At 65.8% G+C, this 22,922-nt stretch carries 22 protein-coding genes and 1 pseudogene; 14 read left to right on the top strand and 9 right to left on the bottom strand.

Annotation, left to right across the window (positions count from 1 at the left end; translation table 11 throughout):
* Positions 1-130: 130 nt before the first annotated feature.
* From pdxH to ccmI, 10 genes are all read left to right on the top strand, one after another.
* Positions 131-775 carry a pyridoxamine 5'-phosphate oxidase gene (gene pdxH / locus IPN92_16030; GenBank protein MBK8639700.1) on the top strand — a complete coding sequence of 215 codons (645 nt, stop codon included), beginning with the start codon at positions 131-133 and terminating at the stop codon, positions 773-775.
* Positions 776-996: 221 nt separating this feature from the next.
* Positions 997-1,674, top strand: a complete 678-nt coding sequence (ccmA, locus tag IPN92_16025) for a cytochrome c biogenesis heme-transporting ATPase CcmA (GenBank protein ID MBK8639699.1) — start codon at positions 997-999, stop codon at positions 1,672-1,674.
* Entirely contained in the window at positions 1,674-2,345 is a 672-nt protein-coding gene (gene ccmB, locus IPN92_16020) for a heme exporter protein CcmB (GenBank protein MBK8639698.1), read from the top strand. The genes ccmA and ccmB overlap by 1 nt, the downstream gene beginning before the upstream one ends.
* 207 nt (positions 2,346-2,552) lie before the next feature.
* Positions 2,553-3,299, top strand: coding sequence for a cytochrome c biogenesis protein CcsA (gene ccsA, locus IPN92_16015; protein MBK8639697.1), 747 nt, complete (start codon positions 2,553-2,555; stop codon positions 3,297-3,299).
* Complete coding sequence (gene ccmD / locus IPN92_16010) at positions 3,296-3,466, top strand: heme exporter protein CcmD (protein MBK8639696.1); 171 nt, start codon at positions 3,296-3,298, stop codon at positions 3,464-3,466. Before ccsA ends, ccmD begins: the two co-directional genes overlap by 4 nt.
* Positions 3,463-3,996, top strand: coding sequence for a cytochrome c maturation protein CcmE (gene ccmE / locus IPN92_16005; protein ID MBK8639695.1), 534 nt, complete (start codon positions 3,463-3,465; stop codon positions 3,994-3,996). Before ccmD ends, ccmE begins: the two co-directional genes overlap by 4 nt.
* The gene (locus tag IPN92_16000) at positions 3,993-5,981 is read left to right on the top strand and encodes a heme lyase CcmF/NrfE family subunit (protein ID MBK8639694.1); all 1,989 of its coding nucleotides are present in this window, start codon (positions 3,993-3,995) and stop codon (positions 5,979-5,981) included. The genes ccmE and IPN92_16000 overlap by 4 nt, the downstream gene beginning before the upstream one ends.
* 3 nt (positions 5,982-5,984) lie before the next feature.
* Positions 5,985-6,542, top strand: coding sequence for a DsbE family thiol:disulfide interchange protein (locus IPN92_15995; GenBank protein ID MBK8639693.1), 558 nt, complete (start codon positions 5,985-5,987; stop codon positions 6,540-6,542).
* Positions 6,539-7,033 carry a cytochrome c-type biogenesis protein CcmH gene (locus tag IPN92_15990; protein MBK8639692.1) on the top strand — a complete coding sequence of 165 codons (495 nt, stop codon included), beginning with the start codon at positions 6,539-6,541 and terminating at the stop codon, positions 7,031-7,033. Before IPN92_15995 ends, IPN92_15990 begins: the two co-directional genes overlap by 4 nt.
* Positions 7,030-8,385 carry a c-type cytochrome biogenesis protein CcmI gene (ccmI, locus tag IPN92_15985; protein ID MBK8639691.1) on the top strand — a complete coding sequence of 452 codons (1,356 nt, stop codon included), beginning with the start codon at positions 7,030-7,032 and terminating at the stop codon, positions 8,383-8,385. The genes IPN92_15990 and ccmI overlap by 4 nt, the downstream gene beginning before the upstream one ends.
* Before the next feature lie 108 nt (positions 8,386-8,493).
* Here the strand turns inward: ccmI and IPN92_15980 are convergent, their stop codons facing one another.
* The 9 genes from IPN92_15980 to mutL all read right to left on the bottom strand — a co-directional run bounded on the left by IPN92_15980 (position 8,494) and on the right by mutL (position 18,745).
* Positions 8,494-9,453: an ABC transporter substrate-binding protein gene (locus tag IPN92_15980; GenBank protein ID MBK8639690.1), complete on the bottom strand. Its 960-nt coding sequence runs from the start codon at positions 9,451-9,453 to the stop codon at positions 8,494-8,496.
* 3 nt (positions 9,454-9,456) lie between these two features.
* Entirely contained in the window at positions 9,457-10,242 is a 786-nt protein-coding gene (locus IPN92_15975; protein MBK8639689.1) for an ABC transporter permease, read from the bottom strand.
* Entirely contained in the window at positions 10,239-10,982 is a 744-nt protein-coding gene (locus tag IPN92_15970; GenBank protein MBK8639688.1) for an ABC transporter ATP-binding protein, read from the bottom strand. Before IPN92_15970 ends, IPN92_15975 begins: the two co-directional genes overlap by 4 nt.
* Before the next feature lie 329 nt (positions 10,983-11,311).
* The gene (gene hflC, locus IPN92_15965) at positions 11,312-12,667 is read right to left on the bottom strand and encodes a protease modulator HflC (GenBank protein MBK8639687.1); all 1,356 of its coding nucleotides are present in this window, start codon (positions 12,665-12,667) and stop codon (positions 11,312-11,314) included.
* Positions 12,667-13,875 (bottom strand): FtsH protease activity modulator HflK, encoded by a 1,209-nt coding sequence (gene hflK / locus IPN92_15960; protein MBK8639686.1) that lies wholly within the window; start codon positions 13,873-13,875, stop codon positions 12,667-12,669. The genes hflC and hflK overlap by 1 nt, the downstream gene beginning before the upstream one ends.
* 143 nt (positions 13,876-14,018) lie before the next feature.
* Entirely contained in the window at positions 14,019-15,362 is a 1,344-nt protein-coding gene (gene hflX / locus IPN92_15955) for a GTPase HflX (GenBank protein MBK8639685.1), read from the bottom strand.
* A gap of 99 nt (positions 15,363-15,461) precedes the next feature.
* Complete coding sequence (gene hfq, locus IPN92_15950) at positions 15,462-15,716, bottom strand: RNA chaperone Hfq (protein MBK8639684.1); 255 nt, start codon at positions 15,714-15,716, stop codon at positions 15,462-15,464.
* Positions 15,717-15,828: 112 nt separating this feature from the next.
* Positions 15,829-16,764, bottom strand: coding sequence for a tRNA (adenosine(37)-N6)-dimethylallyltransferase MiaA (gene miaA / locus IPN92_15945; GenBank protein ID MBK8639683.1), 936 nt, complete (start codon positions 16,762-16,764; stop codon positions 15,829-15,831).
* A 70-nt stretch (positions 16,765-16,834) separates the two neighbouring features.
* A complete protein-coding gene (gene mutL, locus IPN92_15940; protein MBK8639682.1) occupies positions 16,835-18,745 on the bottom strand; it encodes a DNA mismatch repair endonuclease MutL in 1,911 nt (636 codons plus the stop codon).
* A gap of 252 nt (positions 18,746-18,997) precedes the next feature.
* On the opposite strand from mutL, the gene IPN92_15935 reads away from it, so the two are divergent.
* From IPN92_15935 to IPN92_15920, 4 genes and pseudogenes are all read left to right on the top strand, one after another.
* Positions 18,998-20,740, top strand: a complete 1,743-nt coding sequence (locus tag IPN92_15935) for a 2-oxoacid:acceptor oxidoreductase subunit alpha (GenBank protein MBK8639681.1) — start codon at positions 18,998-19,000, stop codon at positions 20,738-20,740.
* A 1-nt stretch (position 20,741) separates the two neighbouring features.
* A complete protein-coding gene (locus IPN92_15930; protein MBK8639680.1) occupies positions 20,742-21,578 on the top strand; it encodes a 2-oxoacid:ferredoxin oxidoreductase subunit beta in 837 nt (278 codons plus the stop codon).
* Positions 21,575-22,111, top strand: coding sequence for a ferritin family protein (locus IPN92_15925; GenBank protein MBK8639679.1), 537 nt, complete (start codon positions 21,575-21,577; stop codon positions 22,109-22,111). Before IPN92_15930 ends, IPN92_15925 begins: the two co-directional genes overlap by 4 nt.
* Before the next feature lie 22 nt (positions 22,112-22,133).
* Positions 22,134-22,625 (top strand): annotated as a pseudogene (locus IPN92_15920) (site-specific DNA-methyltransferase).
* Positions 22,626-22,922 lie beyond the last annotated feature (297 nt).

Here is a 22,922-nt window from a genome sequence, read left to right as displayed (position 1 = left end):
GGCCAGCCGCGACAGTCTGCCCCGACGCCGCCATGGCGGCAAGTCCCGCCGGGCCTCCATCCGATCCTGAAGACCGAAAAACGCCTGGGTGTTCGCTATAATGGTGACCTCATCCAGCAGGAACTCGCCCATGACCACGACACCGGAACTCTTTCGCGCCCACGCCATGGCGCACGGCCTGTCCCGCGAGGAACTGAAGCCGGACCCCTTGCATCAGTTTCAGGACTGGTTCGAGGCAGCCATCGCCACTGGCATCCCGGAGCCGAACGGCATGAGTCTGGCGACGGTGGACGAAGAGGGCCAGCCCTGGCTGCGCACCGTGCTGCTCAAGCTTTACGATGCGCGCGGCTTCGTGTTCTTCACCAATTACGAGAGCCGCAAGTCCCGTCAGATCGATGGCAACGCCCGGGTCGCCCTCCTCTTTCCCTGGGTCGGCCTGGCCCGGCAGGTCAAGATCCTGGGGCGCGCGGAGCGTATCCCGACCCGGGAGTCCCTGGCCTACTTCCTGACCCGACCCCGCGGCAGCCAACTCGGGGCCTGGGCCTCGCCCCAGAGCCAGGTGATCCGCTCCCGCTCCCTGCTGGAGGCCAAGGTGGACGAGGTGAAGCGCAAGTTTGCCCAGGGGGAGATTCCTCTGCCCGATTTCTGGGGCGGCTACCGCGTCGTCCCCCACCGCATCGAGTTCTGGCAAGGGCGCGACAGCCGCCTGCACGACCGTTTTGCCTTCAGCCTCCAGGCGGAGGGGGGTTGGACGGTCGAGCGCCTGGCGCCTTGATAGCGATTCCTGGGTTTGACTTTCATCAAGACCTCCTTGCAGGCCAAGGTCTAACTTGATTCGGTGTAATCGGGGGTCAGACGTTTGCACCAAGGGGACGCAGCGGTTAGTGTTTGCGGCTTTGTCGCCCTGCCTTCCCCCTCTCCCCAGCCCTCCCCCGCGAGGGGGGAGGGAGCAAGATGGCATGTGCCTTAGCGACCCTTAGCAATCATAGGGAATCCATGCTTGAAGTCGTCGATCTGGAATGCCGGCGGGGCGATCGCCTCCTCTTCTCGGGGCTGTCCTTTAACCTGGAACCCGGCACCCTCCTCCATGTGCGCGGGCGCAACGGCAGCGGCAAGACCACGCTGCTGCGCACCCTCTGCGGCCTGCTGACCCCGGACGCCGGCGACATCCTCTGGCATGGCGAAAATGTCCGCCGCCTGGGGGAGGACTTTCACCGCGACACCCTCTACTTCGGCCACCTCAACGGCATCAAGAGCGACCTCACCGCCAGCGAGAACCTGAGCGTCTCCGCCATCCTGGATGGCGACCGCGCCGAGGAGACGGACATCCTCGCGGCCCTGGACCAGATGGGCCTGACCGGCTTCGAGGATCTACCGACCAAGATGCTCTCCCAGGGCCAGAAGAAGCGCGTCGCCCTGGCCCGGCTGCTCCTGAGCCAGGCCCCGCTCTGGATTCTGGACGAGCCCTTCACGGCCCTGGACCTGGACGCGGTGGACCGGCTGCAACTGCTCATCGCCCAGCATGTGGCGGAGGACGGCCTGACCATCCTCACCACCCACCAGGAGGTGCCCCTGACCTCGGGCCAGATCCGCCGGCTCCATTTGGGCGCACCCCAGGATGCGACCCCGCGACAGCCCGGGGACCTGGTCGGGGATACGGAGGAAGCAGCCTGATGTGGCGCGTCTTTCTCTGTGTCCTGGGTCGCGACCTGCGCCTGGCCATGCGCCGGCGCACCGATGTCCTGACCACCCTCTTCTTTTTCGTGATCGTTATCAGCCTCTTCCCCCTGGGCGTGGGCACGGAGAAGCAGATCCTCCGCATCCTGGGACCCGGCGTGGTCTGGGTCGCGGCCCTGCTGGCCTCCATGCTGGCCCTGGAGCGCCTCTTCGCCGCCGATCACGAGGATGGCACCCTGGAGCAGATGCTGATGACGCCCCAGCCCCTGTCCCTGGTGGTGCTGGCCAAGGTGACGGCCCATTGGCTGCTGACCGGCCTGCCCCTGGTGGCCATCGCCCCCCTGGTCGGGATGCAATACCACCTGCCGGACATCGCCCTGCTGACCATGGTCCTGACCCTGCTCCTGGGCACCCCCGTCCTGAGCCTCATTGGGGCCATCGGCGCGGCCCTGACCCTGGGGTTGCGGGGCGGCGGCATCCTGCTGGCGCTCCTGATTCTGCCCCTCTATATCCCGGTCCTGGTATACGGCTCCCGAGCGGTGACCGTCAGCGTCATCGACTTCGCGGTCACGGGTCCCTACTTCTCCCTGCTGGGAGCCTTCCTGCTGCTGGCGCTGATCCTGTCGCCCCTGGCGGCGGCGGCGGCCCTGCGCATCTCCACGGAGTAACGAGCTTGGGACCGAGGTTGGCCGCACCGCCGGGGGCCACTTGCCGGCGCGCACGAAAACCATCGCCACGGTCGGGGTCGAGACTGTGGTCACGCTTGAAATTAACTCCCTCAGACCACAATTCGGTCCCTCGCGTTCGGCCACCAGCCCTGCCCGTGCTAACCTTGTCCATCGCCCTTTTACCGCCCCAACTGGCCTGATCGAGCTATGAAGCTATTTCGATTCTCATCTCCGGCCTCCTTCTATCCCCTGGCCGGAAAACTCATCCCCTTTTTCTGGGTGCTGGCGATCCTTGCGCTGGGCATCGGCCTCTACTGGGGCCTGCTGGAGACCCCCGACCGGCTTGGCGGGACCAATCCCCAGAAGGAGTATTACCGCATCATCTTCATCCACGTGCCGGCGGCCTGGATGTCCATGTGGCTCTATCTCATGCTGGCGGTCTGGTCCGCCATCGGGCTGGTATTCAACACCCGGCTCTCCTTCATGATGGCCCGGGCCACGGCGCCCACCGGGGCCATCTTTACCTTCCTGGCCCTGGTCACAGGCTCCATCTGGGGCCATCCCAGTTGGGGCACCTGGTGGGACTGGGACCCGCGCCTGACCTCGGAACTGATCCTCTTCTTCCTCTACGTGGGGTATCTGGCCCTAAACTCGGCCATCGATGATCATCGCCGGGGCGACAAGGCCAGCGCTCTCCTGGCCATCGTTGGCCTGGTGATGCTGCCCATCATCTTCTGGTCCATCAACTGTCCGGACCCGAATCAGTGCGCGGCCCTTCATCAGCGTTCCTCCATGTCCCAGATGGAGGGCAACATCCTCTTTGCCATGCTCATCATGACCTTGGGCATGTGGATGTATTCTTTCGCTACCACGCTGACCCGGCTGCGCTCCATCATTCTGGAACGCGAGGGCGACACCACCTGGGCCAAGGAAATCCTGGAGAAAGCAGCATGAGCGAGTTCATATCCCAAGGCGGCTATGGCCCCTATGTCTGGGGCGCCTACGGCCTGACCCTGATCCTGCTTGTGGCGGAGGTCTTGCAACTGAGACGCCAGCGACGAACTATCTTCGCGCGCCTGAGTCGAATGGTCCGTTTGCGCACCCGTGGAGACCAAACATGAAAGCCCGTCAAAAACGCATGATGTTCATCGCCCTGGGCCTCGCCGGCGTGGGTATCGCCGCCTGGCTCGCCATTGGCGCCCTGCGCGGCAACATCTCCTACTTTTTCAGCCCGTCCCAGGTCCTGGCCAAGGAGGCACCCGCGAACGCCGTTTATCGCCTGGGCGGCCTGGTCGTCAAGAATAGCCTGGCGCGCCAATCCGACGGGCTCACGGTCCACTTTGACGTGACCGACAACGCCCAGACGGTCAAGGTCAGCTACACGGGGATACTGCCCGACCTCTTCGGCGAGGGACAGGGCGTGGTCACCAAGGGTCGCATGGGCGCGGGTGGAGTCTTTGTCGCCGAGGAGGTGCTGGCCAAGCACGATGAGTCCTACATGCCGCCGGAGGTCCAGGACACCCTCAAGACCGCCCATGCGGAGGGCGTCGTCAAGATGGCCAGTCAGGATACCAACCTGGCCAGCAACCCGGCCCTCGGCAACGCCAGTCCCGGCCAGCCTGGCCGGGCCTCCGGTGGAGACAGCCAATGATCCCTGAACTCGGTCACTTTGCCCTGATCCTGGCGCTGGGGCTGGCCCTGATCCAGGCCACGGTACCCCTGGTGGGCACCTACAGGGGGAACCGCAACTGGATGAATATGGCCCGCCCCCTGGCATGGGGCCAATTCATCTTTACCGCCATCGCCTTTGCTCTCCTGATGCAGGCCTTCCTGACCGACGACTTCTCCGTCGTCTATGTCGCCAGCAATTCCAATAGCCTGATGCCGACCCTCTATAAAGTTTCGGCGGTTTGGGGGGCCCACGAAGGTTCCCTGCTGCTCTGGGCGACCTTTCTGGCCGCCTGGGGAGCCGCCGTCGCGACCCTCAGCCGCAATCTGCCGCTCCAGGTCGTGGCCCGGGTGCTGGCCGTCATGGGCATGGTGGGGATCGGCTTCCTGCTCTTTATGTTGCTGACCTCCAACCCCTTCGACCGCATCTTCCCGATACCGATGGAAGGGCGTGACCTAAATCCCCTGCTACAGGACTTTGGCCTGGCCGTCCACCCGCCCCTGCTCTACATGGGCTATGTGGGCTTCTCCGTCGCCTTCGCCTTCGCCATTGCCGCCCTGCTGGGGGGCAAGCTGGACGCCTCCTGGGCCCGCTGGTCACGCCCCTGGACGACCACGGCCTGGATTTTCCTCACCCTCGGCATCGCCCTGGGGAGCTGGTGGGCCTACTACGAACTGGGCTGGGGCGGCTGGTGGTTCTGGGACCCGGTGGAAAATGCCTCCTTCATGCCCTGGCTGGCGGGTACCGCCCTGATTCACTCCCTGGCGGTGACGGAAAAGCGTGGGGCCTTCAAGAGCTGGACCGTGCTGCTGGCCATCACCGCCTTCTCCCTGAGCCTGCTGGGTACCTTCCTGGTCCGCTCCGGGGTGCTCACTTCGGTCCACGCCTTCGCCACCGACCCGGCGCGCGGCGCCTTCATCCTAATCTTCCTCTGCCTGGTCATCGGGGGTTCCCTGGCCCTCTATGCCTGGCGGGCGCCCGCCGTCTCCGGCGGGGGCCGCTTCGAGTTGCTGTCCCGCGAGAGCCTGCTCCTCTCCAACAACCTCCTGCTGACCCTGCTCACCGCCTTCATTCTGCTCGGCACCCTCGCTCCCCTCATTTACGAGGCCATGGGCTGGGGCAAGATCTCCGTGGGTTTTCCCTGGTTTAACACCATGTTCGTGGCCGTCACCCCCTTCTTGGCCCTGCTCATGGGCATAGGCCCCTGGACGCGCTGGAAGCAGGATGATGCCGGGCGCCTGGCGCGTGAACTCTGGCTGCCCCTGGTCCTGGCGGGCCTGGCCTCCCTGCTGACCGTGGTCTTGATGCCCCTCATCGCCGACGGCTGGTTTCTGGTGCCTATCGGTATCGGTCTGGTGGTCTGGCTGCTGGCCTCCCATGTTCAGGTGGTACGAGATCGCCTGCGTCACAAGACCAGCCCCGGCGCCTTCTTCACCGACCTGGCGGGCAATGGCCGCAGTTTCTACGGCATGGTGCTGGCCCATCTGGGCGTGGCCATGTTCATCGTTGGCGCCACCATGGTCTCTAACTTCGGCCAGGAAAAGGATGTGCGGATGTCGCCGGGCGATTCTCAGGAAGTCGCGGGCTACCGCTTCCTGTTCAACGGCGTCAAGAATGAGCGCGGGCCTAATTACGTGGCGGCGCGGGGTCATTTTCAGGTCTTCGACGGCGACCGCCAGATCGCCGAGCTCTGGCCAGAAAAGCGCAACTACTTTGCCTCCCAGAAGCCTATGACCGAGGCCTCCATCGACTGGGGCCTGACCCGTGACCTCTACGTCTCCCTCGGCGAACCCCTGGAGGGCGGCGACTGGGCCCTGCGCCTCTACTACAAGCCCTATGTCCGCTGGATCTGGCTGGCCGCTGTCTTTATGGCGCTCGGTGGCTTGCTGGCGATCACGGACCGGCGTTATCGCCTCGCGCGCAAAGCGGCGACCCTCCCCGCCGGCGGCGCCGCCATCAGGAGCTGACACATGGGTAAGTCACTGAAATTCCTGATCCCCCTGGGCCTGTTCGGCGTCCTAGTCGCCCTGCTCTTTTTTGGCCTCACCACGGACCCCAGCAAGGTCCCCTCCCCCTTGATTGGCAAGCAGGCACCCGAGTTCTCGCTCCCGGCCCTGGGGGATGCGTCGCGCACCATCTCGCGTGCCGACTTGCTGGGCAAGGTCTCCCTCCTCAATGTCTGGGCCTCCTGGTGCCACTCCTGCCGCGCGGAGCACACTCAGCTCATGCGCCTGGCGCGGGAACTCAAGGAGGTCCAGATCCTGGGCCTAAACTGGAAGGATACGGAGGTGGACGCCCAGCAGATGCTGAAGACCTCCGGCAATCCCTACCGGGTCAGCGCCTTTGACCCGGACAATCGGGCGGGCATCAACTGGGGCGTCTATGGCGCACCCGAGACCTTCCTGGTCGATGGCGAGGGCCGCATTTGTTTCAAGAAGATCGGCCCCGTCGAACCCGGTACCTGGGAGACGGAAATGGCCCCCACCATCGACCTGACCACCAAGAAGTGCAAGGAATCCCGGTCATGATCAAGATGCAATGGCCGGCCTGGCTGCTGGCGGGGCTGTTAATCGCCCCCTCCCTCGGGGCCTACACCCTGGAGGAGTTCAAGTTTCAGGACCCCGCTCAGGCCGAGGATTTTCGTCGCCTCACGGCCGAGTTACGCTGCCTGGTGTGCCAGAACGAGTCCCTGGCCGGTTCCCAGGCCGATCTGGCCCAGGATCTGCGCAAGGAGGTCTATCGACTTCTCCAGTCTGGCAAATCACGCCAGGAGGTCATCACCTTCCTGGTCGACCGCTACGGAGATTTTGTCCTCTATGACCCGCCGCTCAAACCCTCGACCTACCCTCTCTGGTTTGGGCCCCTGCTGCTGGCCGGAGTTGGCGGCCTCTTTTTACTCCTCACCCTGCGCAAGAAGAAAGAGGCCCGGGAAGAGGCGCTGTCGCTGGAGGAAAAGAAACGACTGCAAGCCCTCCTGGCGAATGCGGATGACGCGAACCCCATTAAGGACAAGTCATGACCATCTTCTGGATTCTCATTGCCGGCCTCGCTGGCCTGGCCCTCCTCTTCGTGATTCCGCCCCTCCTGTCCCAGCGCGCGCCCACGGCGGAAACAAATCAGGACCAGCTCAATCTTGACGTCTTTCGCCAGCAACTCATTGAGTTGGAGGCCGACATGGAAGCGGGCAAACTGGAAAAGGGCCAGTACCAGGATGCGCGCCATGACCTGGAGCGGGAACTCCTGCATGACGTCCAGGGCCAGGGCGCCCCTTCCGCCCCCGCCGCGCCAGGCAACTCCCCCATGACCGCCCTGCTCCTGGCCCTGGCCCTGCCGGCCTTCGCCATCGCCCTGTATCTCGCCATTGGCGACAGCGCCATCATCCCGCGCCTCGAAGGGGTCGCCGGCGAGACCGCCCAGGCTCCGGGGCACGGCGCCGCGGACGCGCAACAGGCCGCATCCCTCGAAATCATGGTCGAGCGCCTGGCCGCCAGGATGGAGCAGAATCCCGACCAACTCGAAGGCTGGCTGATGCTGGGGCGGACCTATGTCGCCCTGGACCAGCCTGATAAGGGCGCCGCCGCCCTCGCCCGGGCGCTGGCCCTGGCCCCGCAAAACCCCGAGGTCATGATCAACCTGGCCCAGGCCCAGGCCACCGCCGCCAATGGCCAGCTTGGTGGACGGCCCGCGGAGTTGATCGCCGCCGCCCTTGTCATCGAGCCCAAGCACGCCACGGGGCGGTGGCTCAACGGCCTCGTCGCCTATCAAGCGGGTGACTTTCCCCTGGCCGTGCAGCGCTGGGAGAGCCTGGCGATCGACCTGGACGCCGCTGGCGAGGATGCGTCGGAACTCCGTCAATTCATCGCCGACGCCCGCGAGCAGGGCGGCCTGCCACCGGCCACGACCAGCCCCCCGGCTCCCGCCAAGGCTACTCCGGCCAGCGTTAGCAGCACCACGGCCACCGCTGGGCCCGCGGCTGGGGTTAGCCCCGCGGCCAAGCCCGGGCCCACGCCAGCCGCCACTCAGGGCCCGGCCATCCAGGTCGCGGTCAGCCTGGCGGAGCCCCTCAAGTCCAAGGTCGATGCCAACCAGAGCCTCTTCATCTATGCCAAGGCCGCCTCTGGCCCGCCCATGCCCCTGGCCGTCAAGCGCCTGCGGGTCGCGGATCTACCCGTCACCGTCACCCTGGACGACAGCCTGGCCATGACCCCCGAAATGCGTCTCTCCAGCTTCCCCCAGGTGATGGTTGGCGCCCGCATCTCCGCCAGCGGCCAGGCCGTACCCCAAAGCGGCGATCTGGAGGGCGAAAGGGGGCCGCTGACCACAGCTGAAACCTCGTCACTGCAACTGGTCATCGACCGCGTCAGGCCCTAGCCCCGGCTATCCGCCCCGGTTCCCAACCTTCCCCCACACGGGGGGCTGACCGGATTACCCGGAGTTCTTCCGCCGGTTCGCCCAAAGGCCCGGAGCTGGCCCTCCGGGTCAAGGATTGACGAAGGCCCGCTCCGGCTCCACTCGTTCGATGAGGCCCAGGCCCTGGAGTTGTTCGCCCAGCGTGCGCCACCGCTCCAGCGTCATGGTTCCCAATGAGTCGTCAGCAAGTTGCCCCTGGATCAGAGGCTGCTGGATGAGGGCCGCCTCGGCGAAGGTCTCGGGGGCCATGGTGGGATTGAGAGCCTGCATGATGCCGTTGGCGGGGCCTGGATCGGCGAGATAGGCCTGCCAACCCTGGCGAACGGCGCGCACCAGGGCCCTGACCCGGTCGGGATGCGTCTCAAGGGTTTGCCGCCGGGTGATGATGAGACCGGTGTAGGGGTTAAAGCCGATATCCTTGAGCATGAAGACCTGGGGGTCCGCCCCGGCGCGACGGGCGACAATGGGCTCGGAGCTGATAAAGCACTGCTGGGCCATCCGGGGATCATGCAGGAAGGGGGCGATATTGTTGTCGTGGGGCACGACCTTCATCTTCTCCAGCCCGTACTCCCGCTCCAGCAGCTTGAGGAAGGGGGTCCCGGGGATGACGCCCAGGGTCCCCCCCTGGAAGACCTCCGCCATCGTCTTCAAACCCCGGCTGGCGTGAACCATGATGCCCTCGGGAAATGACTGATAGGCCGCGTAGATGGCGACCAGATCGGCGCCCCGATCCCGCGCCATCAGCAGGCTGTCGGCGCTGGTAATACCAAACTCCACCTGGCCAGCGGCCACCATCTGTTCCACCGGTGACTGGGCGCCCCCCGGGCGAATTTCGAGATCCAGCCCCTCGGCCACGAAGGCCCCCCGCTCTCGGGCGGCGTAATAGCCGCCAAACTCGGGCTCCGGGACCCAATTGAGCTGCAACGCGGTCTTCCGCAAGATCGAGGGCGGGGCCTGCTCGCCGGAACAAGCGGCAAGCAGGAGCAGGGACACGAGGAAGAGACCAAGGATGCCGCGCTGGATGGACATGCGTTACTCCCGAGTTTCGGCGATGTGCCAGTACCGCAGGGTGAGGCGGCTGATGAGATTGATGAGGGCAAAGAAGACCAGACCCAGCAGCGAGGCCATGAGCACCGCCGCGAAGACCTTGTCGGTTTTCAGTTCCTTGATCGAGACCATGACCAGGGTACCGATACCGCCCCCGTCCTGGTAGTCATCCGCCACGAACTCGCCCACGATGGCCCCGATGACCGCGAGCCCGGAGGCGATGCGCAGGCCGGTCAGAAACTGGGGGATGGCAACCGGGATGCGCAGTTTTATCAGGGTCGTAAGGCTACTGGCCCGGTGCAGCCGAAAGAGGTCGCGCAAGGCCGGATCGGTGGACAAGAGGCCGCTCAGGGTATTGGCGACAATCGGAAATACCGAAACGATAAAGCTGACCGCAATGATGGTCTTGAGGCCATAGCCAAACCAGATCACCAGAAGCGGGGCGATGGCGATGATGGGCACGGTCTGAAAGAAGACGGCGTAGGGGTAAAAAGCGCGCCGCATCCAGTCATTGCTCGACAGGAGGATGGCCGCCGCCACGCCTAGGAGGGTGCTGGCGAGCAGGCCGGCGCTGGCGGCAAAACTGGTGCGCAGGATGGCCCGGGTCAGGTCCGCGCCATGGACATAGAGGGCCCGGAAGACCTCGGAGGGGCGGGGCATCAAATAGCCGGGAATCTCCGCCAGCCCTAGGCCTAGCTCCAAGGCCAGGGTGAGGCCAGCGAAACTGAGGAGAGGCGGCAGCCAGACCGCGCGGCGAGCCGCCATCGTCATAGCCCCTCCCCCTGCCCTTCATGGTTCATCGCCGAGGAGATGCGCTGCATCTGGGCCAGATAGGCCGCCGAGACCCGGGTGCCCGCATCCCGGGGGCGGGGTAGGGCCACCCGCTGATCCAGGACAATGCAGCCACCCCTGGGGCTGAGCATGACCACGCGATCGGCGAGAAAGACGGCCTCGGCGATCGAGTGGGTCACGAACACCACCGTCATGCGGCGATCGAGAAAGAGGGCCTGCAGGTGATCATCCAGGTGTTGGCGGGTGAATTCGTCCAGGGCCGCGAAGGGTTCATCGAGGAGCAGGAGCCGCGGCTGGGTAATCAGGGCCCGGGCCAGGGAGACGCGCATCTTCATGCCGCCGGACAGTTCGTCGGGAAAGCGGTCCAGGGCCGCGCCGAGCCCCACGGTCTGGATGAGCTGGCGGGCGATGGCCTGACGCTCGGCCCGGGGAACCCCGTTCAACTCCAGGGGCAGGGCGACATTGTCCAGGACCCGGCGCCAGGGCAGCAGGCAGGCATCCTGAAAGACATAGGCCTTGGCCTGGGCAGCGCGTGCGAGTCGGATCTCGCCCCCATCCGGGCGGTCAAGCCCGGCGATCAGGCGCAGCAGGGTCGTCTTGCCGCAGCCCGATGCCCCCAGCAGGGCCAGGAATTCTCCCCCTGGGATACGCAGATCCAGGCCCTCCAGCACCTGGGTTCCCGCGAAGGCTCGGCCGAGATTGCGGAGTTCAACCGCCATCTCGGCCGGTTCGGTAACGGGGGCGGTCAAGGGATCCTTTAATACTTTCTCAGGCATCTTTACCCCGTCTTGGGATGAACTGCGACGGGTGAAACGCTGCGGTTACGAGTGTTTTCGAAACCGCTTGTCCTGATTTAGTTAGAGGGGGTGGCTCTCATGGAAGCCGCGACCCGGGTACCCAGGGGGTGGAGAGGGTGACGCAGCAGGAGGACGTCCCCCGCCAGGTCAATTTCCCCCTGGACCTGGCCGGCATGAATCCGCGCTTCAGGCCGGCCAGGGGATACCGGGGCCCGGGGCCTGACGGGTATCAGGCCCCGAGGCTCCTCCAATCAGTAACCGCCCAGTGCCAGATTATTGGGCTGGGGCCAAAGAAATTCGCCCCCCTTCGCGGACTGCGGGGTCCCAATTTCACCACGGCCCTGTTGGCCGATCGGCTGAGAAGGGGCACGAGGAGGGGCCTGATCCCCAGAGGAGGGAGTCAGGCCGGGCGGCGGGCTTTCCGGCTGGGGGGGGGCGACGGTAGCCGGGGCGGGGCCTGTCCCCGGGGTCGGCGCCGGTATCGATACAGGAGACCCAATCGGGACGGGGGCCTTGACCGGCTCCACGGCGGGGACAGGGGCCGTGACCGGGGCCGGAGCCTTATCCGGACTGGGTGCCACAACCGGCTTATCCCTGTCAGGAGCCACGGCCGGAGACGTGACGGGCGCCAAGGGCCGAAGGGGAGCCGCGGCCGGCGGCGGGGCCTTGACCGGAGCAGACTTAACGGGCGCGGCCGGCGGGGCAACCTCGCGGCCAGCATTCACCGAGGTGGCGCCTACTAGGTCCGTCTTATTGAAATAACGGAAGAAATCCGAATCGGGCTGCAGTACCAGCATATCCCCGCCTTGGCCGAAGGCGGTGCGGTAGGCATTGAGGCTGCGGTAGAAGCTGTAGAAATCCCGGTCCTGATTGTAGGCCTTGGCATAGGTCTCGGCGGCCTTGGCATCGCCCTCGCCGCGGGCCTCTTCCGCCACCTTGTAGGCATCGGCAATGATGACAGTGCGCTGACGGTCCGCATCGGCACGGATACGCTCCGCGGCCTCGCCGCCCTTGGCACGCAGATCGCGGGCCACCCGCTCGCGTTCGGCGCGCATCCGCTCATAGACGGATTCGCTAACCTCGGGCGGCAGGTCGATCTTCTTGACCCGCACGTCCACCACCTCGATGCCGAGTTCGCTGGCCTGCCGGTCCGCCTCCTTGGTCAGCTCATCCATGAGTTGATAGCGATCCTCCGAGACCACCTCCTGGATGGTGCGGCGGCCGAACTCGTCGCGGAGCCCGGTGTTGATGCGCTCGGCCAGCAGGCGCGCGGTGCGGGTGCTATCGCCACCCGTGGAGCGGTAGAACTGCCCCGGGTTGGTGATGCGCCACTTGGCGTAGTAATCGACGATGACATCCTTCTTTTCCACCGTCAGGAAACGCTGGGGCCGGGAATCATGCGTCTGGATGCGGGCGTCGAAGGTCTTGACGTTGTTGATGACGGGGACCATGAAGTGCAGGCCCGGCTTGTATTCGCTATCGACGATCTCACCGAGACGCAGCTTGATGGCCACTTCCCACTGGTTAACGATGAAAGCCGAGGCATAGATAACCAGGGCCAGCGCGGCGAGCCCGACAGGGGCCAGGATCTTGATCTGGGGATTCATCAACGCTCCCTCCGCTCGCGAGCGGTATCACGGGTATCCTTCTTGGGGGCTTGGCCCTGCTCGGTGGCGGGGGCCGGGGGTGTCGCGGCATGAGCGGCGGCTCTCGCTTCCTGACCCGCCTGTTTCCTGTTGACCAGTTGATCCAGGGGTAAATAGACCAGGCTGTTGCCGCCCTCCTTGACGTCCAGCAGCACCTTGTTGGTCTCGCTCAGCACCTTTTCCATGGTCTCCAGATAGAGGCGCTCGCGGGTGACCTCGGGGGCCTTGGTATACTCACCCAGCACGGACAGGAAACGGGCGGATTCGCCCTCGGCGCTGGCGATGACGCGATCCCGATAGGCCTTGCCGTCGGCCTCCATGCGCGCCGCCTCGCCACGCGCCTGGGGCACGATCTCGTTGGCATAGGCCTCGGCCTTGTTCTCCAGGCGCTCCTTGTCCTCGCGCGCCTTGATGGCGTCGTCGAAGGACTCCTTGACCTGTTCTGGCGGCTTGGCGGGTTGCATGTTGACCGAGGTGACCTCCAGCCCGGTCTTGTACTGATTCATCAGGTTCTGCACCCGATCCTTGATGGTGGTGGCGACCGCGCCGCGACCTTCCGTCAGGATGTAATCGAGCTTGCTGGCGCCGATGGTCTTGCGCACCTCCGTCTCGGTGGCATCACGCAGGGTCTTTTCCGGGGCCTGATCCTGGAAGAGGTAGTCCGCGGCGTCCTGGATACGCGACTGCACCGTCAACTCCAGTTCCACGATGTTCTCGTCCTGGGTCAGCATGGTGGCCTTGTGGGTGAAGGACGAGATCTCGTCCACGTTCACCTTGACCACATTTTCAAAGGGATAGGGGATATGCCAATGGGGGCCTGGCTCGGTCATGTAGGCATAGGCGCCAAAGCGCAGGATCACCCCGCGCTCCGCTGGCTGGATAATGTAGATAGCTGATCCCAGCCAGATGAGGAAGAGGATACCCGCCACCAGACCCGCGGCCTTGCGGCTGATACCACCGCTGGGCCGGCCGGGAAAACCGCCACCCGATCCGCCGCCCTGATCGTCAGGCTCGCCCCTGGGCGGCTTCTTGATACCGCCGAACAGGCTCCCCAAACGCTCCTGGAGCTTACGGACCACCTCGTCAAGGTCCGGCGGACCCTGCTGATCGCCGCCGCTCTTGCCGCCCCAGGGATCCCTGTTGCCGCCACCGGGCTCATTCCAGGCCATAGTTACCCCACCCCATGCTGTTGACCCTTGGGTCGTTGGACGAATCCCGGCCATCGGACCGGGACGCCACCTAGGGGCGACGATGCGCCATTCGGTTGTGTCATTGTAAGGAAGGACAAAGAGGTTCGGCAAACTCGCCCGCTTCAGGCCTGGGCCGGCACCGCCAGTTCGCCTTGCTCTTGCTCTTGCCCTGATACCGCCAGGGGCTCGGACAGAGACTCCGCCAGCGCCGGCTGGCGGCTCAACAGCCGGTCCAGGTCGAGACGCGGCACCTGGACCTCCAGATCCCATCCCCCCTCCTCCCGGTGCGCCTCCGCCAGCACCTGCGAATGGGTGAAGAACCAGGCCCGCAGCGCACCCTCTCCTGGACCCAGGCGGACCGAGCGACGTAGCCGATCGGCGCCAAAGTGTTCGGCGATGGCCCCCAGCAGCAGTTCAATACCGGCACCCGTCTGGGCACTCAGCCAAATCCGCCGCACCTGGCCCTGGCTGTCGCGTTCGAGGCGGGGCTCGGCGTCTGGGAGCAAATCGATCTTGTTGAAGACCTGGATCTGGAGCACCTCGCCGGCATCGATCTCGTCCAGGACCTCCTCGACATCGGCGATGCAGCCCTCCCGCCGCGCCCCAGCGGCGTCGATGACATGCAGCAGCAGATCGGCGCCGCGCGTCTCCTCCAGGGTCGAGCGGAAGGCGGCCACCAACTCGTGGGGCAGATGATTAATGAAGCCGACGGTGTCGGCCAGAATGACCGCGGGACCATCCGGGGTCTCCAGCCGGCGCAGGGTCGGGTCCAGAGTGGCGAACAACTGGTCGGCCTGGAAGACACCGGCTTGGGTGAGCCCATTAAAGAGGGTCGATTTGCCGGCATTGGTATAGCCGACCAGGGACACCGTCGGCAACTCCGCCTTATCACGGGCCCGCCGACCCTGGGCTCGCTGACCAACGATGCGCTCCAGCCGCTTGTTGAGGGTGGCGATGCGCTTGCCGAGCAGGCGGCGGTCGGATTCGAGCTGGGTCTCCCCCGGCCCGCGCAGGCCGATGCCACCCTTCTGGCGCTCCAGGTGGGTCCAGCCACGCACCAGCCGGGTCGAAAGATGGGTGAGCTGCGCCAGTTCTACCTGCAGCTTGCCCTCGAAGGAACGGGCGCGCTGGGCGAAGATGTCCAGAATGAGACCCGAACGATCCAGCACCCGGCACTGGAGATGGCGCTCCAGGTTGCGCTCCTGACCCGGCGAGAGGGCATGGTTGAAGATGACCAGTTCCGCCTGCTCGGACTCCACCAGCATTTTCAATTCGTCCGCCTTGCCGGAACCGACAAAGAGACGCCGGTCGGGCGTGGCGCGGCTGCCACCGATCTGACCGACGATTTCAGCGCCAGCGGAACGGGCCAGCAGGCGAAATTCCTCGACCTCCTCGGGGTCCGAAACACGTCCCAGGTCCAGATGGACCAGGACGGCCTTCTCTCCAGCGCGCGGGCGCTCGAACATAGATATCAGCTTCTGGGGAAAGGAAAAGGGTGGGGGTTTGGAGCCCTAATTGGGGCAGCGGGGCGAACCCTCATGGCCCCCCGACGCGCCCGCGCGGGATCAAGTGTTACCTGATTCGGGCATATCATCGACCAAAGGGGAGGCGATCCGCACGTTACGCGCCGGCACGACCGTGGAGATGGCATGCTTGTAGATCATCTGGCTCACGTTGTTCTTGAGGAGCACCACAAACTGATCAAAGGACTCAATCTGGCCCTGGAGCTTGATGCCGTTCACCAGGAAGACGGAGACGGGGACGCGCTCCTTCCTGAGGGCATTGAGGAAGGGGTCTTGAAGGTTTTGCCCTTTGGACATGGGGGGATCTCCCGATTCTTCTAGTTGATGCATGTGTGTAGGTGTCGCGGCGGGGCTAAAAAGACGCTCCCGCGGAAAAGTGTAAATTAAGACCACGATAATCCGGCAAAGTTCAAGGACCGGCATGGTGCAAGAGGCGTTGAGCCTGGTCATAAGGGTCTTCGCTATCGAAAATCCAGTGGCAATCCGGCTCGGCGCGTAGCCAGGTCAGTTGCCGCTTAGCCAGTTGCCGAGTGGCGATGACCCCGCGTTCGATCATAACGCCAAAGCTGGAGTCACCCAATAAGTAATTCAATATTTGTCGATATCCGACGCTGCGCATGGCGGGCAGGTCCGGGGTCAGATCCCCCCGCGCCCAGAGGGTACGCACCTCTTCCTCGAAACCCGCATCCAGCATGGCCTGGAAACGCAGGGCGATGCGCTCGTGGAGCACCGTCCGCTCCCGCGGGACCCGGACCAGCTTGAGCAGGCGGTAGGGCAAGGGGTTCTCGGGCCCGGACTCCCGCTGCAACTGACTCAGGGGCCTGCCGGTGATCTCGAACACCTCCAGGGCCCGCTGGATGCGTTGGGCATCGTGGGGATGGATGCGGGCACCGGCGTCCGGGTCCACCGCCAGCAGCCGCCGGTGCAGGTCCGCCCAGCCTAGCTCCGCCGCCTCCCCCTCCAGCCGGGCACGGATCCCGGGGTCCGCCTCGGGCAGAGACGAGAGCCCCTGTTGCAGGGCGCGGAAGTAGAGCAGAGTGCCGCCGACCAGGAGGGGCACCCGGCCCCGCGCCGCGATCCCGGCCATCTCGCGCAGGGCATCGGCCCGGAAACGGGCCGCGGAGTAGGCCTCGGTCGGTTCGCAGATATCGATGAGCCGATGGGGCGTGGCAGCCAGGACCTCCGGCCCAGGCTTGGCGGAGCCAATATCCAGACCACGATAGACCTGGGCCGAATCAACGCTGATGACGTCGCACGGAAAGCGGGCCGCCAGTTCCACCGCCAATTTTGTTTTGCCAGAGGCGGTGGGACCCATGAGAAGGACGGCGAGGGGGCGATCGGGCATGGCCTTGAAGGATGAGAACCGGAATCTGGATAGGGTGGGCGCGGAATTGGGGCGATGACCGCGAACGGGGTCAGCGCCCGCGCGCAAACAGACGGTCGAGCTCCGCCAGGGACAGGCGGACCCAGGTCGGGCGGCCATGATTGCACTGATCCGCCCGGGCGGTCCGCTCCATGTCCCGCAGCAGGGCATTCATCTCCTCCAGGGTCAGACGGCGATTGGCGCGCACGGAGCGATGGCAGGCCAGGGTCGCCAGGACCTCGTTGACGCGGGCCTGTAGCATATCGCTCCGGCCATGCACCACCAGATCCGCCAGCAGGTCACGCAGCAGGGCCTCGGCGTTGGCGCCCTGCAGGAGGACCGGGATTTCCCGCACCGCCAGGCTGGCTTCGCCAACCCGATCGATGACCAGGCCAAAACGGGCCAAGACCTCGGCGCTGGCCTCCGCCAGATCGGCCTCGCGCTCGCTGACACGCACCACCACCGGCACCAGCAGGGGCTGACGGCGCAGACCTCGGGCCCCGTCGTCGCCCGGCCCGCCCGCCGCCAGGCCCGCCTCCCAGGACTGCTTGAGGCGCTCGTAGGCGATGCGCTCATGGGCGGCGTGCATATCGATAATCACCAGGCCATCCGCCGCCTGGGACAGGATGTAAATGCCCTGGAGTTGCGCCAGGGCGTAACCGAGGGGCGGAATCTTCCCCAGTTCCTCCGCCCCGGGCCCGACCCCCGCGAGACTGCCGGCCAAGACGCCAACCGGGACGGCGAATTCAGCAGCCCCGGGCAGAAACACCGGGTCCGGACGCTGGACATCCAGATAGGCGCTCCAGTCGCCGCTCCGCTCCGCGATCCCCGGGGACATGGGAAGCTGGCGGGGCAGGGGCCCCTGCCCCGCCGATCCCGCCGTTAAACCGCCAACCGGCCCTGAACCCAGCTCGGCCAGGACTTCCGGGGCCCCACTCATCTCCCCCGCCGCCAGCCGCCGATGCAGGGCGCGGAAGATGAAGTCATGAACCTGGCGGCCCTCGCGGAAGCGCACCTCCTGCTTGGCGGGGTGAACGTTGACATCCACCAGCACCGGGGGCAATTCCAGATAGAGAACATAGGCCGGATGGCGGTTGTGGTGCAGCACATCCTGGAAGGCCTGGCGCACGGCATGGGTCACCAGTTTGTCCCGCACCAGGCGGCCATTGACGTAGAAGAATTGCAGGTCCGCCTGGCTCCGCGAGAAGGCCGGCGCCGCCACCCAACCCCGAAGGCACAGATCGACCGCCGCCTCCGCCACCGCCAGGGCATGTTCCAGGAAGCCCTCCCCCGCCAGTTGCGCCAGACGCCGCCGCATCCCCTCCTCGCCCGCCGCCGCCGGCAGATCGAGCAGGGTGCGCCCATTGTGATTGAGGCGGAAGCGCGCACCCTGCCGGGCCAGCGCAATACGCCGCACCACCTGCTCGATGTGGCCCAATTCCGTCTTCTCGGCCCGCAAAAACTTACGCCGGGCCGGGGTGTTGTAAAAGAGATCGCGCACCTCGACGGTGGTGCCGATGGGATGGGCCACCGGCACCAGCTCCTCAAGGCGATCGCCGCCATCCCCGCGGATAGCCCAGGCCTCCTCAGCATCGCGGGCGCGGGACCGCACCTCCAGGCGCGACACCGAGGCAATGCTCGGCAAGGCCTCGCCCCGAAAGCCCAGGGAGGCCACCGCCTCCAGATCCGCCAGACTGGCAATCTTGCTGGTGGCGTGGCGGCTCAGGGCTAGGGCCAGTTCTTCGCGGGGGATACCGGCGCCATTGTCCCGCACCCGCAGCAGCTTGACGCCCCCCTGCTCCAGATCAATCTCGATGCGATCCGCCCCCGCGTCCAGGCTATTTTCGATCAGCTCCTTGGCCACGGAGGCCGGCCGTTCCACCACCTCCCCGGCGGCGATCTGATTGACGAGTTGCGCGGGCAGTTGGCGGATGGGGTTGCTGCGGGGGATGGCGATGCTCATGAGCGGGGATGGAAACAAAAAGGACGACGGGAAGCAAGACGCCCTTGACCCCCAACGTGCCCGGCCGCCCGGACGGGGCCGGATTCGTGCGCCAGACCCAGCCGGCTCGATGGGCCTGCCTGAATGCCCCCCCCTGGCGGGATGGCTCTGGAAATATCGACATCGACCACGCTTCGGTCGATTACGCCCCCCGCCCCCGGCTAGGCTATCATTCGGCACCCTTATTATCATTCAGCCATCCCATCCCCAGCCATGCTTCAGGAATCCAGTAGCGGCCAGCGCCCCCGGCTGTCCATCGCCATCACCGGCTCGGGCGGCAGCGGCGCCGTCACCACGGGTTCGATTCTGCTCGCCGCCGTGGCCCGCGCCGGCTTTTACGGCCTCATGACCCGCTCCGCCGGTCCTCAGATCCGGGGCGGGGAGTCAGCGGCCATGGTGCGTTTCGGACCAAGCCCGGTGAACTCCATTGACGACCGTTTCGACATCCTGGTGGCCCTGGACTGGCTCAACATCAGCCGCTTCCTCGACGAGATCCCCCTCGACGGCTCCAGCCTGATCCTCTCCGACCCCGCGGGCGGCGCCGTGCCCCCGGCCATCCTGGCGAGCGGGGCCCAGGTGGTGGCATTGCCTCTTAAGGCCATGGCCGATGCCGTGGCGGGCGGCCGGCTCAACATGGCCGCCCTGGGCGCCGCGGGTGCCATGGCCGGGCTACCTCTGGCGGCCCTGGAGATCGAGGCCCGGGCCACCCTGGGCAAGAAGAGCGCCAGCGTCGCCGACTCCGCCGTTGCCTGTCTCCAGGCCGGCTACGCCGCCGCGCCCGGCCAGCCCGTCGCCGAGATGGCGGGCACGGAGCGCTGGAACATGAGTGGCAACGAGGCCAGCGGCCTGGGCGCCCTGCGCGGCGGCATCCGCTTCGTCGCCGCCTACCCCATCACCCCCGCCACCGAGATGCTGGAATGGCTGGCCCCACGGCTGGAAAAGGTCGGCGGCGGCCTGCTCCAGGCCGAGGACGAACTCGCCTCGGTGAACATGATCATCGGAGGCTCCTTCGGTGGCGTACCCTCCATGACCGCCACCTCCGGCCCTGGCCTCAGCCTCATGATGGAGGGCCTGGGCCTGGCGGTCGCCAGCGAGACGCCCATCGTCGTCGCCAATGTCATGCGCGGCGGCCCCTCCACCGGCATCCCCACCAAGTCTGAACAGTCGGATCTCAATATTGCCCTTTACGGTTTCCACGGCGACGCCCCGCACCTGGTGCTGGCGGCCACCGACATCCGCGACTGCGTCTTCACCACCCAGTGGGCGGTTCGCCTGGCGGAACATCTGCAAACCGTCGCTATCGTCCTCACCGACCAGGCCCTGGGCCAGTCCCGAACCATCTGCGCCCCGCCGGCATCCTTCCCGGACCCCCTGCCCCGCCTGACGGCGGAGCCGGGGGACGCGCCCTACCGCCGCTATGCCCTGACCGAATCCGGCATCTCACCCATGGCCCTGCCCGGCCAGGTGGGTGGCATCTACACAGCGGATGGCCTGGAACATAACCCGCGCGGCACTCCGTCCAGCATGGCCAAGGATCATGCCGCCCAGTCGGAGAAGCGCCAGCGCAAGCTCCAGAATTTCGCTTATGGCGACTCCTGGGCCGAGATCAGTGGCACGGGCCCCATCGCCCTCGTCACCTGGGGCTCGGCCACCGGGGCCGTCGTCGAGGCCGCCGAGCGCCTGACCGCCGCCGGCCAGCCCGCCCGCGCCATCGCCCTGCGCCTCATCGCCCCCCTGCGCCATGCCGACCTGGCCCAGGCCCTGGCAGGCGCCGAGGAAATCCTGGTCGTCGAGCAGAACCAAGGCGCCCAGCTCTTCCACTACCTGCACGCGGAACAGGCCCTGCCCGCCCGGGCCCGATCCCTCGCCCAGCCCGGCCCCCTGCCCTTGCGGCCCGGCGACATCGTTACCGCCGCCCTCGCCCGCCCAGCCGCCAGCCCCCACCAGGAGCAATGAGATGGAAGCCGCAACCAGCACCCCGGCCCTCAAGGCCAAGGATTACAAATCCGACATCAACCCCATCTGGTGCCCCGGCTGCGGGGACTTCGGCGTCCTCGCCGCCATGAGCAAGGCCGCCGCCTTCCTGCAATTGCCCAAGGAACAGCTTGCCATGATCTCGGGCATCGGCTGCTCCTCGCGCCTGCCGGCCTACATCAATAGCTACGGCTTCCACGGCATCCACGGGCGCTCCCTGGCCATTGCCGCCGGCCTCAAGGCGGCGCGGCCCGACCTCACCGTCGTGGTTTCGGGAGGCGACGGTGATGGCTTCTCCATCGGTGGCAACCACTTCCTGCACGCCTGCCGGCGCAACATGGACCTGACTTATATCGTGATGGACAACGAGGTCTATGGCATGACCAAGGGTCAGGCCTCGCCCACCACCCAGCCGGACTGGCGCAACAGCAAACTGACGCCGCGCGGCACCGGCGTGCGCCGTTTCCAGCCCGCCGCCATCGCCCTGGCCGCCGGCGCCTCCTTCATCGCCCGTGGCTTCACCGGCGACCCCAGCGAACTGACCCACCTGATCGTCCAGGCCATCCAGCACCCAGGCTTTTCCTTCCTCCACGTCCTCAGCCCCTGCCAGACCTACCAGCCGGAGCAGAAGGAGTGGAAACATATGGTTCACCCTCAGGATGAGGCGGTCACCGACGACCCCGCCGAGGCCGCCCGTCGCATCCAGCTGGACGACGGCATGTCCCTCGGGATCATCTACGCCCAGCAGTTACCCTCCTGGCTGCCCCCCCACCTGTCCAACGCCACCCTCCCGCAAATCGAGGCGGAGTTTCAGCTATGAGCAACCATCAGCCCGCAAGCATCGCCACTATCCCCGAATTCCTGGCCCACGCCCTGGAACTGGAATACGAGTCCGCCGAGCGCTACCGCGAACTGGCCGGCAATCTGGCCGTCCACAACAACCCGGAGATCGCCGAGCTCTTTGACTACCTGTCGCGGATGAGCGACCTGCACGCCCAGGAGGTCGAAGAACTGGCCAAGGGCATCACCTTGCCCCAGATCCCACCCTGGGACTTCAAGTGGGCCGCCGGCGGCAGCCCCGAGGCTAATGCCGCCGAGCAGGACGAGGACCTAAATTATCTGATGACCCCTATCCAGGCCCTCCATCTCGCCCTGCATAACGAGATCCGCGGCCGCGACTTCTACGCTCAGGTCGCCGCCGGCTCCCCGGACCCCGAGGTCCGCCAACTCGCCGCCGTGATGGTCGAGGAGGAGAACGAGCACGCCGCTCTGCTGGAGGATCGGCTCGCCAGGATGGACCCAACCCGCGCCGAGCCGGTCGAGGATCTGGACCCGCCGAATATGCCGGAGTGATATTGGGATCAGTGAGTTAGCGATGCCCACCTTGAATTGGATCGGTAAGGACGCCGTGGTCAGACACCACAGCGACGTCCCCTTTCGCCTGCTGGAGCCGGTGTCGGCCTTGTCCCGCGGCGCGGACAGGGACGGTGGAATCCTGATCGTCCAGGGCGACAACCTGCACGCCCTCAAGGCCCTGCTCCCCCGCTATGCCGGTCAGGTGAAGTGCATCTACATCGATCCGCCCTACAACACCGGTAACGAGGGCTGGGTTTACAACGACAACGTCAATTGCCCGGAGATACGGCGCTGGCTGGGGGAGGTGGTCGGCAAGGAAGGCGAGACCCTCGATCGGCATGACCGCTGGCTGTGCATGATGTATCCGCGCCTGGTGCTACTGAAGCAGTTCCTGCGCGAGGATGGGGCGATTTTCGTGTCCATCGACGATAACGAGGTGGCCACGTTGCGGCTGTTGATGGATGAGGTGTTTGGTCCGCAGAACTTCGTGGCAACCGTTTTGTGGCAAAAAAATATGCAGTTGCAAATTACCATAAAACTATTGCACCAATGCATGATTTTTTACTTATTTATCAACGATCAGCACAATGGCGGCGAAACTTGCTACCTAGAGGTGACGAAAAGGACAAGCTATTTAGATATGAAGATGAAGAAGGAAAGTGCCGGGGTCTGTTCCGTTTGGTGTGGGTCGGGGGGGTTGGGACCTGGCCCCCGGGACCCCAGGTGAGGGCACGCTGTGTTGGTAACCAGGCGGCATCCGCGAGCCGCTCCCCGGCGCCCCGCTCGGGCGCAACAGACGGTCCGGCGA

The sequence above is a fragment of the Chromatiaceae bacterium genome (assembly GCA_016714645.1).
Classification (GTDB): Bacteria; Pseudomonadota; Gammaproteobacteria; order Chromatiales; family Chromatiaceae; genus M0108.
Note: the sequence above shows the minus strand (reverse complement) of the source record. Positions and strands in the feature narration are given on the sequence as shown.